Annotated in this window: 13 protein-coding genes, 1 other RNA gene and 1 pseudogene; 12 read left to right on the top strand and 3 right to left on the bottom strand. The window is 33.0% G+C overall.

The features are described from left to right. Position 1: 1 nt before the first annotated feature. From gpmI to ssrA, 8 genes and pseudogenes are all read left to right on the top strand, one after another. A pseudogene (gpmI, locus tag ABLV95_RS01690) lies at positions 2–1,520 on the top strand (2,3-bisphosphoglycerate-independent phosphoglycerate mutase). 192 nt (positions 1,521–1,712) lie between these two features. Continuing rightward, the gene (gene eno / locus ABLV95_RS01695; protein WP_021339867.1) at positions 1,713–3,017 is read left to right on the top strand and encodes a surface-displayed alpha-enolase; all 1,305 of its coding nucleotides are present in this window, start codon (positions 1,713–1,715) and stop codon (positions 3,015–3,017) included. A gap of 415 nt (positions 3,018–3,432) precedes the next feature. After that, positions 3,433–3,894 (top strand): hypothetical protein, encoded by a 462-nt coding sequence (locus ABLV95_RS01700; protein ID WP_427705222.1) that lies wholly within the window; start codon positions 3,433–3,435, stop codon positions 3,892–3,894. 68 nt (positions 3,895–3,962) lie between these two features. Beyond that, positions 3,963–4,196, top strand: coding sequence for a preprotein translocase subunit SecG (secG, locus tag ABLV95_RS01705; protein WP_002508249.1), 234 nt, complete (start codon positions 3,963–3,965; stop codon positions 4,194–4,196). 119 nt (positions 4,197–4,315) lie between these two features. Next, a complete protein-coding gene (locus ABLV95_RS01710; RefSeq protein WP_460876225.1) occupies positions 4,316–5,056 on the top strand; it encodes an alpha/beta hydrolase in 741 nt (246 codons plus the stop codon). A gap of 39 nt (positions 5,057–5,095) precedes the next feature. Next, the gene (gene rnr / locus ABLV95_RS01715; RefSeq protein WP_460876227.1) at positions 5,096–7,474 is read left to right on the top strand and encodes a ribonuclease R; all 2,379 of its coding nucleotides are present in this window, start codon (positions 5,096–5,098) and stop codon (positions 7,472–7,474) included. Between the two features lie 22 nt (positions 7,475–7,496). After that, positions 7,497–7,961 (top strand): SsrA-binding protein SmpB, encoded by a 465-nt coding sequence (smpB, locus tag ABLV95_RS01720; RefSeq protein ID WP_460876229.1) that lies wholly within the window; start codon positions 7,497–7,499, stop codon positions 7,959–7,961. A 106-nt stretch (positions 7,962–8,067) separates the two neighbouring features. Next, positions 8,068–8,429: a transfer-messenger RNA gene (gene ssrA, locus ABLV95_RS01725) on the top strand. A gap of 121 nt (positions 8,430–8,550) precedes the next feature. On the opposite strand, the gene ABLV95_RS01730 is transcribed toward ssrA, so the two are convergent. Both ABLV95_RS01730 and ABLV95_RS01735 read right to left on the bottom strand, forming a co-directional pair. Continuing rightward, complete coding sequence (locus tag ABLV95_RS01730; RefSeq protein ID WP_427705220.1) at positions 8,551–8,988, bottom strand: GNAT family N-acetyltransferase; 438 nt, start codon at positions 8,986–8,988, stop codon at positions 8,551–8,553. A gap of 69 nt (positions 8,989–9,057) precedes the next feature. After that, entirely contained in the window at positions 9,058–9,717 is a 660-nt protein-coding gene (locus tag ABLV95_RS01735) for an HAD family hydrolase (RefSeq protein WP_460872458.1), read from the bottom strand. 171 nt (positions 9,718–9,888) lie between these two features. Here ABLV95_RS01735 and ABLV95_RS01740 point away from each other — a divergent pair, with 171 nt between their 5' ends. From ABLV95_RS01740 to ABLV95_RS01755, 4 genes are all read left to right on the top strand, one after another. Continuing rightward, positions 9,889–10,290, top strand: coding sequence for a GNAT family N-acetyltransferase (locus tag ABLV95_RS01740; protein WP_460872459.1), 402 nt, complete (start codon positions 9,889–9,891; stop codon positions 10,288–10,290). Between the two features lie 25 nt (positions 10,291–10,315). Next, complete coding sequence (fosB, locus tag ABLV95_RS01745) at positions 10,316–10,735, top strand: FosB/FosD family fosfomycin resistance bacillithiol transferase (RefSeq protein ID WP_427705212.1); 420 nt, start codon at positions 10,316–10,318, stop codon at positions 10,733–10,735. A 147-nt stretch (positions 10,736–10,882) separates the two neighbouring features. After that, a complete protein-coding gene (locus ABLV95_RS01750) occupies positions 10,883–11,707 on the top strand; it encodes a hypothetical protein (RefSeq protein ID WP_427705209.1) in 825 nt (274 codons plus the stop codon). A 452-nt stretch (positions 11,708–12,159) separates the two neighbouring features. Continuing rightward, a complete protein-coding gene (locus ABLV95_RS01755) occupies positions 12,160–12,378 on the top strand; it encodes a hypothetical protein (RefSeq protein ID WP_427705207.1) in 219 nt (72 codons plus the stop codon). 246 nt (positions 12,379–12,624) lie between these two features. Here the strand turns inward: ABLV95_RS01755 and ABLV95_RS01760 are convergent, their stop codons facing one another. Next, on the bottom strand, positions 12,625–13,032 hold the full coding sequence (locus tag ABLV95_RS01760) for a hypothetical protein (protein WP_427705204.1): 408 nt from the start codon (positions 13,030–13,032) through the stop codon (positions 12,625–12,627). Between the last annotated feature and the right edge of the window lie 8 nt (positions 13,033–13,040).

Raw genomic sequence — 13,040 nt, forward strand, 5'->3', positions numbered from 1 at the left:
TATGGCGAAACAACCAACTGCATTAATTATTTTAGACGGTTTTGCAAACAGAGAAACAGAACATGGTAATGCTGTAAAACTAGCTAATAAGCCTAATTTCGACCGTTACTACAGTAAATATCCAACAACGCAAATCGAAGCAAGTGGTTTAGATGTTGGTCTTCCTGAAGGTCAAATGGGTAATTCAGAAGTTGGTCATATGAATATTGGTGCTTGGACGTGTAGTTTATCAAAGTTTAACGCGTATCAATAAATCTATCGAAGACGGTGATTTCTTTGATAATGAAGTATTAAACAACGCAATTCAACACGTTAAAGACAATAATTCAGCGCTACATCTCTTTGGCTTATTATCTGATGGTGGTGTTCATAGTCATTATAAACACTTGTTCGCATTATTAGAATTAGCTAAAAAACAAGGTGTTGAGAAAGTCTACGTTCACGCATTCTTAGACGGACGTGACGTAGATCAAAAATCATCACTAAAATATATCGAAGAAACGCAAGCTAAATTCGATGAACTTGGCATTGGCCAATTTGCATCTATTTCAGGCCGTTATTACGCAATGGATCGTGATAAACGTTGGGATAGAGAAGAAAAAGCTTATAATGCAATCCGTAATTTTAAAGGTGAAACTTTTGAATCAGCTAAAGCCGGTGTTGAAGCTAACTACGAGAAAGATTTAACAGACGAGTTTGTTGAACCATTTATCGTAAAAGATCAAAATGACGGTGTGAATGATGGCGACGCAGTTATTTTTTATAACTTCCGTCCCGACAGAGCAGGGCAACTTTCTGAAATCTTTACAGACAAAGCTTTCGAAGGTTTCGATGTTGAACAAATTGATGATTTATTTTATGCAACGTTTACAAAATATAACGACAATGTGAAAGCAGAAATCGTTTTTGAAAAAGTTGATTTAACAAATACTATCGGTGAAGTTGTTCAAGACAATGGTTTGAAACAATTGCGTATTGCGGAAACAGAAAAATTCCCGCATGTCACTTATTTCATGAGTGGTGGTCGTAATGCTGAATTTGAAGGTGAACGTCGTCGTTTAATTGACTCACCAAAAGTCGCAACTTACGATCTTAAACCAGAAATGAGTGCATACGAAGTTAAAGATGCATTGATTGAAGAATTAAATAAAGGCGACTTAGATTTAATCTTATTAAACTTTGCTAACCCTGACATGGTTGGACACAGTGGTATGCTTGAGCCAACAATTAAAGCAATAGAAGCTGTAGACGAATGTCTAGGCGAAGTGGTTGATAAGATTACAGAAATGCGTGGTCACGCTATCGTTACTGCAGACCATGGTAACTCAGACATGGTATTAACAGATGACGATAAACCAATGACTACGCATACGACAAATCCAGTTCCAGTTATCGTTACTAAAGAAGGCGTAACATTACGTGAAACAGGTCGTCTAGGTGACTTAGCACCAACATTATTAGATTTACTCAATGTAAACCAGCCAGAAGATATGACTGGTGAATCATTAATCAATCATTAATTTAATGAATTAAAATTTAGAGTGAAAATTGATGCTATAAATTTAGATAGAAGGGTTTCTTATTCTGATAATTTATAGCATCTATAAACAACACAAGAGAATTAAATTACTTTGTATTTATAGTATTTAAAGCTATAATGAAGATGAAATTTAATATTTCTAAACTACTTATTTATAAAGGAGATTATAAACATGCCAATTATTACAGATGTTTACGCACGCGAAGTCTTAGACTCACGCGGTAACCCAACAGTTGAAGTAGAAGTATTAACTGAGAGTGGCGCTTTTGGTCGCGCATTAGTTCCATCAGGTGCCTCTACTGGTGAACACGAAGCAGTAGAATTACGTGATGGTGATAAAGACCGTTACTTAGGTAAAGGTGTTATTAAAGCAGTTGAAAATGTAAACGAAATTATTGCACCAGAATTAGTTGAAGGTGAATTTTCAGTATTAGAACAAGTATCTATCGACAAAATGATGATCCAATTAGATGGTACTGAAAACAAAGGTAAATTAGGTGCTAACGCTATTCTTGGTGTATCACTAGCAGTAGCTCGTGCAGCAGCTGATTTATTAGGCCAACCACTTTACAAATATTTAGGTGGATTCAACGGTACACAATTACCAGTTCCAATGATGAACATTGTTAATGGTGGTTCTCACTCTGATGCACCAATCGCATTCCAAGAGTTCATGGTATTACCAGTTGGAGCAGAAACATTTAAAGAATCATTACGTTGGGGTGCAGAAATTTTCCACAACTTAAAATCAATCCTTAAAAACCGTGGTTTAGAAACATCAGTTGGTGACGAAGGTGGATTCGCTCCTAAATTCGAAGGCACTGAAGACGCTGTAGAGACTATTTTAGAAGCGATTAAAGCAGTTGGTTTAGAACCAGGTAAAGATGTATTCTTAGGCTTTGACTGTGCATCTTCTGAGTTCTTTGAAGATGGCGTTTATAACTACGCTAAATTCGAAGGCGAAAATGGTAAAAAACGTAATGCTGAAGAACAAGTTGATTTCTTAGAAGAATTAGTTAACAAATATCCAATCATCTCTATTGAAGACGGTATGGACGAAAACGACTGGGACGGTTGGAAAGTATTAACTGAACGTATCGGTGACCGTGTACAATTAGTAGGTGACGATTTATTCGTTACAAACACTGTTAAATTAGAAGAAGGTATCGAAAAAGGTATCGGTAACTCAATCTTAATTAAAGTTAACCAAATCGGTACTTTAACTGAAACATTTGAAGCTATTGAAATGGCTCAAAAAGCTGGTTACACAGCAGTTATTTCTCACCGTTCAGGTGAAACAGAAGATACTTCAATTTCTGATATCGCTGTTGCAACAAATGCTGGTCAAATCAAAACAGGTTCATTATCAAGAACAGACCGTATTGCTAAATACAACCAATTATTACGTATTGAAGATGAATTATACGAAACTGCTAAGTTTGACGGACTTAAATCTTTCTATAACTTATCTAAATAATACCGCTTAAAAATTAAAGAGTTCACGCGCTAACACGCAAGTCATTTATGGCTTGCGTGTTTTTTAAAGTCCTACTATCTCAATGAAATTGAGATTAGTAGGACTTATGCAATAGCTTTAGCTATTGTAATCCTCAAGAGATCACTTTAGTGGTTAGGTCTTCTTATGCAATAGCTTTGCTATTGTAATCCCAAGAGGTCACTTGAGTGGTGCGCAGTTAATGAATACATCCGCTTAACTGGAGGTATGAAGGTATATGTAATCCTGACGCACAGAATTTGTAGTACTACCTTACTGTACGGTTATATAAATTATGTCACATAATTTATATAGTAAGACTTGCTTAAATTGTTCATCTTTCACTATGAAACTGATATAATTAAAGATGTAAATCATAGAAGGAGCCTTAATTTATATGGATGTAAAACCTAAATCAAAAGAAACAAAAACGGCTCATCTGATTGCTTATAGTTCATTAATCATCGCTATTCTTTATGCAGTACATTTATTTGTTGTTTTAGATGATAGTGTAATTAAACAATTACTTTTAAACAGTGAACAAAAGCCATCGGAAAATGCTGTTGGAACAATTAAAAATAGTTTTCAATTTACAGGCGTAATGTACATATTTGCTAACTTAGCAGGTATCATCGCCATCTGGAATAGACATACCTACTTGTGGTGGTTTATGTTTGCTGTATTCATCTCACAAATCTTGTATAATGTAGTTAATATCGGTCCAGTATATGGATCAATATTAGATGTTAAAGCTGGAATTAATTTAATTCCATTAACAGTTGTATTGATTATGTCATTTGTATTAGCGATTTATATGTTAGCTGTATCTATTAAACGTAAGAGTACGTTCAACAGATAGTAGTTTGCTAAAGAGGACGAACGTGTGGTATAATGCGATTCGTATATAATGAATGGAGGACAATTTTCATGCATACAGTAGTAATGATCATTTTAGTTTTAGTATGTATTGCATTAGTAACTGTTGTATTACTCCAAGAAGGTAAAAGTAATGGACTATCAGGTGCGATAAGTGGTGGCGCCGAACAGTTATTTGGTAAACAAAAGCAACGCGGTGTCGATTTATTCTTGCATAGATTAACAATTATATTGTCTGTCATTTTCTTCTTGTTAATGTTAGGCATAAGTTATTTTGGTTTATAAGGTCCGACAATGTTAAAGTCGGGCTTTTTTATTTATAATAGATATGTTGTATGCTAAAAAGAAATTTATAAAAATTAATTAACTCGAAATCAAAGCATAAGCGAAAGGGTTGAATCACGATGCAAATCAAACTTCCAGAGCCGTTCTTTTTTGAAGAAGGCAACCGAGCTGTGTTATTATTACATGGTTTCACTGGGAATTCATCAGATGTAAGACAATTAGGTCGATTCTTACAGAAAAAAGGGTACACATCTTATGCGCCTCATTATGAAGGACATGTCGCACCCCCTGAAGAAATATTAAAATCCAGTCCTTTTGTATGGTTTAAAGAAGCATTAGACGGTTATGACTTTTTAGTCGAAAAAGGATACGATGAAATTGTAGTCGCTGGTTTGTCCCTTGGTGGTCGCTATGCATTAAAATTAAGCTTAAACAGAGATGTAAAGGGTATTATAACTATGTGTTCACCTATGTACATTAAGACGGAAGGGTCTATGTTTGATGGTGTACTAGAATATGCCCGCAATTTTAAAAAGTATCAAGGTAAAGACGAAACCACAATTAATAAAGAAATGGACGTTTTTCAACCTACTGAAACTTTAAAAGAGCTTCAAGGACAAATCCAAGATGTAAGAGATCATGTGGACGAAGTAATGGATCCATTATTGGTCGTTCAAGCAGAACAAGACCAAATGATCAATACAGATTCTGCAAACATTATATACAATGAGAGCGAGTCTGATGAAAAAGATATTAAATGGTATGCGAATTCCGGACATGTCATTACAATTGATAAAGAAAAAGAATTAGTATTTGAAGATGTATACCAATTTTTAGAATCATTAGATTGGTCTGAATAAAAATTATAGAATTATTTAAAAAGAGAAAGGAGGGGCATAATGAATTTAAAACCATCCATTGAAGAAATTATTAAACAACCAGATTATGAACCCATGTCTGTATCTGATTTTCAAGATGCATTAGGTTTAAATAGTGCCGACTCATTTAGAGACTTAATTAAGGTGCTTGTTGAATTAGAACAAACAGGTTTAATTCAACGTACAAAAACAGATAGATATCAACGCAAGGAATCTAACAAATCCCAACAATCAAAATTGGTGAAGGGTAAACTAAGCCAGAATAAAAAAGGCTTTGCATTCTTACGTCCAGAAGAAGGTGAAATGGATGATATCTTTATTCCACCTACAAAAATTAATAGAGCCATGGACGGTGATACAGTACTAGTAGAAGTACAAAATTCAAAGGGTGAACACAAAGGTAAGCTAGAGGGCGAAGTGAAATCGATAGAAACGCATTCAGTCACACAAGTGGTTGGTACATTTAGCGAAGCACGCCATTTTGGTTTTGTGTTACCAGATGATAAACGTATTATGCAAGACATCTTTATCGCTAAAGGACATAACTTAGGTGCTATAGACGGTCATAAAGTACTCGTACAGATCACTAAGTACGCAGATGGTACAAACAATCCCGAAGGACAAGTTTCGGCTATATTAGGCCATAAAAACGACCCAGGGGTAGATATATTATCAATCATTTATCAACATGGCATTGAAATTGAATTTCCAGACAATGTTTTAGCAGAAGCTGAAGCAGTACCGGATGAAATTGAACCATCACAAACTGAAGGTCGTCACGATTTACGTGATGAACTTACAATTACGATTGATGGCGCAGATGCTAAAGATTTAGATGATGCAATTGGAATTAAAAAGTTAAGTAACGGCCATACACAATTAACAGTCAGTATCGCTGACGTTAGTTATTATGTCACTGAAGGATCAGCCTTAGATGAAGAAGCATATAGTCGTGCTACAAGTGTCTATTTAGTTGACCGTGTGATTCCTATGATTCCACACCGCTTAAGTAACGGTATTTGTTCTTTAAACCCAGATGTTGATCGCTTAACATTGAGCTGTCGCATGGAATTTAATGAACGTGGAGAAGTCGTTAAGCATGAGATTTTTGATAGTGTGATACATTCAAATTATCGTATGACATATGATGAAGTGAATGAAATTATTACAGATCAAAATGCAGACACACGTGAAAAATTCAGTGAAGTCACACCAATGCTAGACTTAGCACAAGATCTATCACAGCGTTTAGTTAACATGAGAAGACGTCGTGGTGAAATCGACTTCGATATTAGTGAAGCAAAAGTAATCGTTAATGAAGAAGGTATCCCAACAGATGTAGAATTGAGAAAACGTGGCGAAGGGGAACGCTTAATCGAGTCATTTATGCTTGCGACAAATGAAACGATAGCAGAACACTTCGATCACTTAGAAGTACCATTCATATATCGTGTTCACGAACAACCAAAATCAGAACGTTTACGTAAATTCTTTGATTTTATTACGAATTTTGGACTAATGATTCAAGGTACAGGAGAAGAAATCCATCCTTCAACATTACAAAAGATTCAACAAGAAGTTGAAGGCCAACCAGAACAAATGGTTATCTCAACAATGATGTTACGTTCAATGCAACAAGCACGCTATGATGATGTGAATTTAGGACACTTTGGCTTATCAGCTGAATACTATACACATTTCACGTCACCAATACGTAGATATCCTGATTTAATCGTACATAGATTAATACGTAAATATATTGTAGAACAATCTATGAACAATAAAGAGAAGTCAAAATGGGAAGCACTGTTACCAGAAATTGCTGATCATACATCTCAAAGAGAACGTAGAGCGATTGAAGCAGAGCGTGATACAGATGAACTTAAAAAATCAGAATATATGGTACAACATGTTGGCGAAGAATTCGAAGGTATTATAAGTTCAGTTGCTAATTTTGGTATGTTCGTTGAATTACCAAATACGATTGAAGGCATGGTACACGTTTCGAATATGACAGACGATTTTTACCATTTCGATGAACGTCAAATGGCAATGATTGGTGAACGTCAGGCTAAAGTATTCCGTATAGGCGACCCAGTTCAAATTAAAGTCATCAACGTAGACGTAGATGAGCGCATGATCGATTTCCAAATCGTTGGTATGCCATTACCTAAAAATGAACGTAGTCAAAGACCTTCACGTGGTAAGACAATCCAAGCGAATCCTCGTGGTAAATCATCAGATAAATCTAAAGATGATAGCAAGGATAAAACGAAACACAAACAACGTCGAGGTAAAAATCAACGTAACAACGATAAATCAAATAGTGGTAATACAAAACACAAACCATTTTATAAAGATAAAAATGTGAAAAATAAAGCACGTAAGAAGAAAAAATAACTCAACAAAGAGGTGAAACTCAATGCCAAAGAAAAAATCACCAGGAACACTAGCTGAAAATCGTAAAGCCAGACATGATTACGTCATTGAAGATACGATTGAAGCGGGCATTGTGTTACAAGGGACTGAGATTAAGTCAATTCGTCGTGGCAGTGCCAATCTTAAGGATAGTTATGCGCAAGTTAATCGCGGTGAAATGTATCTTAATAATATGCACATTGCCCCGTATGAAGAAGGCAATCGCTTTAACCATGATCCTCGCCGTTCACGTAAACTTTTATTGCACAAACGTCAAATTGAAAAATTAGGTGAGCGTACGAGAGAAGTGGGTTATTCGATTGTGCCATTGAAACTCTATTTAAAACATGGACACTGTAAAGTATTGCCGGGTGTTGCACGTGGTAAGAAAAATTACGATAAGCGACAAGCATTGAAAGATAAAGCAGTAAAACGTGACATGGATAGAGCGATGAAAGACCGTTATTAAGCGGATATATTGCCAAAGACCCTGATCTTTGGTAATATAATATGTGCTTTCTAAAAAGCTGAGCGATAAGCGTGAAGTGGACAGGAAGTGCATTTTATACTATTTAGGGGGCGTTTTTGGATTCGACAGGGGTACCATGAGCAGGTTAAGCGTGTCGGAGGGTTGTCTCCGTCACTAACACACACAGTTATAATAACTGGCAAAGAAAACAATAATTTCGCAGTAGCTGCGTAATAGCACTCTGCATCGCCTAACGGCATCTCCTATGTGCTGTTAACCGCGATTCAACCTTTAGTAGGATACGCTAGGCACTGCCGTTTGAAGTCTGCCTAGAAGAGATTAATCAAACTAGCATAATGATGGCCGTCTATCACTTACCATTATGCGAAACTCAATGATAGACTACACACGTAGAAAGATCTGTATCAGGACCTCTGGACGCGGGTTCGAATCCCGCCGTCTCCATATCAAAAGGCTTAGCCATTGTGGCTAAGCCTTTTTTGTATTTAAGTTGATACATATTTCAAATCTCACTGCCGCACGTAATTGATATCGTTTATTTTAATTCTAATTGTACCTGTTTTTTTAATCATAATTCGAGTTCCATCATGATTCCTTCGTTTGTTTTTATAAATCCATTTTTTGTATAAAATTTTGCTGCTGGTTCTCCACCTGTAATTAGAAAAATTTTATATATTCCACTAAGTTTGAGTGAATTAGAGACAGAATTCATTAAATTTTTACCTATACCATTGTTTTGGAATTCAGGGACGACATGAAATTCGTCTATGCAAAATTGGCTCATGTCACTAAAATAATAGTCTATTCTACCTATGCACATGGCTATTATTTTATGATTTTCTTCAATGACATAACCTCTAGAATTAAAGCCGCTCATTGTAGCTTCAATTCTAAGTAACGCTTCTTTTTCAGACCAATCATTATACCATGGGGGCCCCTTATAAGCTGAAACCAAGTTTTTAGCACAATTATTATAATCTTCACTTTGAATTTTTCTGAATTCCATACGTATCCACCTTTTCATTGTATTTTAATTATAAATATATAATATTAACGAATAATTTATATGGTCTTATTAGAATTTTTTAATAATACCAGTTAGTTCATACAAATTTTGAATACTATCAGTTACATTATGAATATCATTTTCTCCATTTAATCTGTATATACTATGCATTCCTGCTAACTTAGATGCTTCATAATCGTTTTTAAAACTATCACCGATGAAAATACACTCACATAAATCTACTTCTAATTCTTTAGTCGCTTTTTCAAAAATAAGAGGATCAGGTTTTTTGATGTTTTCCTTTTCAGAAATTAAAATGACATCCATGTAGTGTTCGATTTTTAATGCTTTAATATTATTGTATTGGAAAGGATATTTTCCGTTTGTGATGATACCTATTTTGTAATTCTTTGAGACGAGTATATCTAACAATTCTTTTAGATTTGGATACGGTAAACAATGTTTTCTGAAATTGTTGATATAGTCATCTAGTAAAATGTCAGCGGTTATATGATTAATATTAAAGATATCTATTAATTGTGTATAAACTTTATCCTTCCAAACATAACCATTTTGATCTAACTCAATAAATTTACTTTTGAAAGTATTTTTATCAATATGGTTTAGGTAATTAATGAATTTGTCATATTGATAATCCATAAACTTATTTAACGAAGAAGGTCTATCTAAAATTGTTCCATCTAAATCAAATAAAATTCCTTTTATCATAAATTTAATACGCCCTAACCTCTATTATTTGAATATTCGATCAATTGAAACAATGATATCATATAATTCAAAGTATTTATTAGATTAAGGGGGAATTAAATATGAGTCTTTACATAGAAAACATGAATCAGCAAACTTTCAAAGTATTTTATGAGGAAAGTATAATTGAATATGCTCGCAGAACATGTTAAAAGTGGTGATTGGGAGAAGGATGGGTCAATTGAAAGAGCGCGTAGAGAATTTGAAAATTTACTGCCTGAGGGGTTAAATACAAGCAATCAATATTTACTGTCTGTGATAAATAATAGTGTGGATATAGGATACCTATGGCTCCATATATTTGCTGTTAAAGAAAAAAAGAAATGTTTTATTTATGATATTAAAATTAAAGATACATATAGAGGGCAAGGTTTAGGTACAAAAACGATGGAATGTATAGAAGAATACTGCAAAAATAAAAGAGTAGAAAGCATTGCTTTGCATGTATTCGGACACAATAAACGAGCTGTATCTTTATATAATAAAATGGGTTTCGAAACTACAAATTATCGTATGGAGAAAAAATTGAAGTGATTATATAATATGAAAGGATTTTTTAATGATTCAATCTATAAACCACGTAACTTATTCAGTAGCAGATATTAGTAAGTCTATTGTTTTCTATAAAGACATTTTAAAAGCTGAAATTTTAGTAGAGAGTAGCAAAACAGCGTATTTCACATTAGGTGGTCTGTGGTTAGCTTTGAATGAAGAAAAAGATATACCTAGAAATGAAATTCAATACTCATATACACATATGGCGTTTACAATTGATGAAAGTGAATTTGAAGAATGGTATCAATGGTTAAAGGATAACAATGTTAATATATTAGAAGGACGTAATAGAGATGTAAGAGATAAACAATCAATATATTTTACTGATCCAGACGGCCACAAGTTAGAATTACATACAGGTACGTTACAAGATAGGTTAGATTATTATAAAGAAGAAAAGCCGCATATGAAATTTTATATATAATTATAATTAAAATAAGAGTTTAAAAAAGATGGTTTGCATGAATAAAACCATACATTTATTCATTTTACTATGTAACATAGAGCAAGACTGAGAGATTTATCAAATTGATAAACTTTAGAAAAATATATTGATTAGGAGGATTGAGTTATGAATTTAATAACACTCATTGCCACAGTTATAGCAATTATTAGTAGTATAGTAACGATTATTAATATAATGTGGTTATTTGTATGGAAAAGAAAAACTAGAGAAGAAGATAAACGAATTAAAAATTTTGAAACTAATTATAAAATATATATCGACAAAAGTAAGAAAGAAATGGAAATTGAAAATCAAAAATATATAGAAGAGCTAAATGATAAAAAAGAGTTGTTAGAATTAGTGGATAAATTTACAAGGCTTAGTTATTCAACATTAATGAAATCTATTGCTATGCTTTATGAAATTAAGCTTGATTTAGAGAGTTTGAAAAATAAGAATAGTAAAATAGAAAATATTAAATTAGCTAAGTTTATAAATAAGCATTTTGAAATAAAAGAAGGACTTCATATATTAAAAAAAGACACTTCTGTTCTATATTCTTATTTTGGAGAAACAGATACTACTATTTTAATTGGTGGATCATATAATGAGCTATACTTTTTAAATGATTTTATAGAAATTCAAATTTTAAAACATGTAAAAAATCATAGAAATAATAATGACAAAATCATTCAATATGTTAATAAAGCCTTGAAATCTTCTGATGATTTAAGAAAAACTTTAGATGGATTAGAAGCAGTATTATTAAATAAATTAAATGAATTTTACCCTGCTATGCAAGTAGAAGGCCCTACATTTATAAAAGGTACAGAGTTATTTAATTGGTATTATCCAGAACATCCCTTTGAAGTAGAAGGTATACATATAGAAGAAGGATTCACAGAAAAAGATTTAATAGATATTGCTAAAAATATGAAAAATAAGAATTAAGTAATATTCAAATTTATAAATGTATAACTATATTATCTAACTAACATCAAACGAAAAACTATACGTAAATTGATTTCTCGATGCTGACACAGAGTGAATGTCAGAGTGGAATATTTGATAATTATGAGCAATTCTTAAGAGCGATGTGATATAGGGTGAATGATTCGTTCAGTCATAAAATAGGGGCGTGAAACACGAGGTCATAAGCTAATGTAACGAAACGTTACGGCAGGTGATTGGACGTCTAATTATATAGAGAACTAAAGTATCAGTTGTCTACAAATCTAGACGATTTCAATTTTGAAATTTGCAATGTTGAAAAAATTATATTGTAAAAAGAATAAATGTGATATAAAATTAAATATAAAAGGTGGTTTTTAATAATGGGTTGGTGCAGATGTCCGCGATGTAATTCAGGAGCTGTTGTTATAAATTCTAGGGGAACAAGTTGTATGGGATGTTTACTTCTATTCATGTATTTTATTACTGGCATTTCAATACTAGGTTGGTTTTTTTCTGGTAGTATTACAAAAGCACCTTTGAGTGTAATACCTGCTTTTTTAATTCTTATCGGTATCATAACATTAGTTACATACTTAAAAAAAGAATTTGGCCAAGAACCAAAAGATAAGTTGTATTGTAAATCGTGTGAATTACATTTTAAAAATTAATAGAAAATAAAAGACTTACGCATACGGGAATGAAAATGTTCAGAGTGCACAAATTTATGTTGTTTTTGCAATTTTAACATTTTACACTAACTTAGTAAGACAATGTAAACGTTGATATGACAATACTTATAACGATTTTTAAATGTATACATAAACGGTATAATGAACTCCCGCCGTCTCCATATCAAAAGGCTTAGCCATTGTGGCTAAGCCTTTTTTGTCTATGAGTATTAAGTATAAGTTGAATCAATTCATTTCACTATTCATAATTGTAGATACTTGATCGTTGTACTCTTTTTGTGGTAATCTTTCAAAATCTTTTTGTCTAGTTAATTCTTCTATTTGAATTTGAGCATCTTTGGACATGCCTTCAGTAGTGAAATCGCCACCTGGTAATCTGTTTAAATCAATTTCTCTTCTTTGTTGTTCTTGCGATTGCACAGATTGTTTTGTATTTTGCTGTTCCTGCGTATTAATTTGTTCTTGGAGTTGATTAGCATTTTTATCTGGTTTCGCTACTCCTTCATTAGAGTCATCATCTGATTTTTCTTTGTTTGATTCTTTTTCCTTATCATCTTTCTTACTTTCTTCTTCATTACCACATTCAGCTAGTACTAAGAAACTTGCTAATAATAAAAACAAGATTTTTTTCATACTACATC

The organism is Staphylococcus sp. Mo2-1, from assembly GCF_046721385.1.
GTDB classification, from domain to species: domain Bacteria; phylum Bacillota; class Bacilli; order Staphylococcales; family Staphylococcaceae; genus Staphylococcus; species Staphylococcus equorum_A.

Coding starts and splice junctions, on each gene's coding strand:
- ABLV95_RS01750 (WP_427705209.1), top strand. CDS start 10,883: ATGAATTTAATAACACTCATTGCCACAGTTATAGCAATTATTAGTAGT.
- ABLV95_RS01710 (WP_460876225.1), top strand. CDS start 4,316: ATGCAAATCAAACTTCCAGAGCCGTTCTTTTTTGAAGAAGGCAACCGA.
- smpB (WP_460876229.1), top strand. CDS start 7,497: ATGCCAAAGAAAAAATCACCAGGAACACTAGCTGAAAATCGTAAAGCC.
- ABLV95_RS01760 (WP_427705204.1), bottom strand. CDS start 13,032: ATGAAAAAAATCTTGTTTTTATTATTAGCAAGTTTCTTAGTACTAGCT.
- ABLV95_RS01755 (WP_427705207.1), top strand. CDS start 12,160: ATGGGATGTTTACTTCTATTCATGTATTTTATTACTGGCATTTCAATA.
- ABLV95_RS01735 (WP_460872458.1), bottom strand. CDS start 9,717: ATGATAAAAGGAATTTTATTTGATTTAGATGGAACAATTTTAGATAGA.
- fosB (WP_427705212.1), top strand. CDS start 10,316: ATGATTCAATCTATAAACCACGTAACTTATTCAGTAGCAGATATTAGT.
- ABLV95_RS01740 (WP_460872459.1), top strand. CDS start 9,889: ATGCTCGCAGAACATGTTAAAAGTGGTGATTGGGAGAAGGATGGGTCA.
- eno (WP_021339867.1), top strand. CDS start 1,713: ATGCCAATTATTACAGATGTTTACGCACGCGAAGTCTTAGACTCACGC.
- secG (WP_002508249.1), top strand. CDS start 3,963: ATGCATACAGTAGTAATGATCATTTTAGTTTTAGTATGTATTGCATTA.
- ABLV95_RS01700 (WP_427705222.1), top strand. CDS start 3,433: ATGGATGTAAAACCTAAATCAAAAGAAACAAAAACGGCTCATCTGATT.
- ABLV95_RS01730 (WP_427705220.1), bottom strand. CDS start 8,988: ATGGAATTCAGAAAAATTCAAAGTGAAGATTATAATAATTGTGCTAAA.
- rnr (WP_460876227.1), top strand. CDS start 5,096: ATGAATTTAAAACCATCCATTGAAGAAATTATTAAACAACCAGATTAT.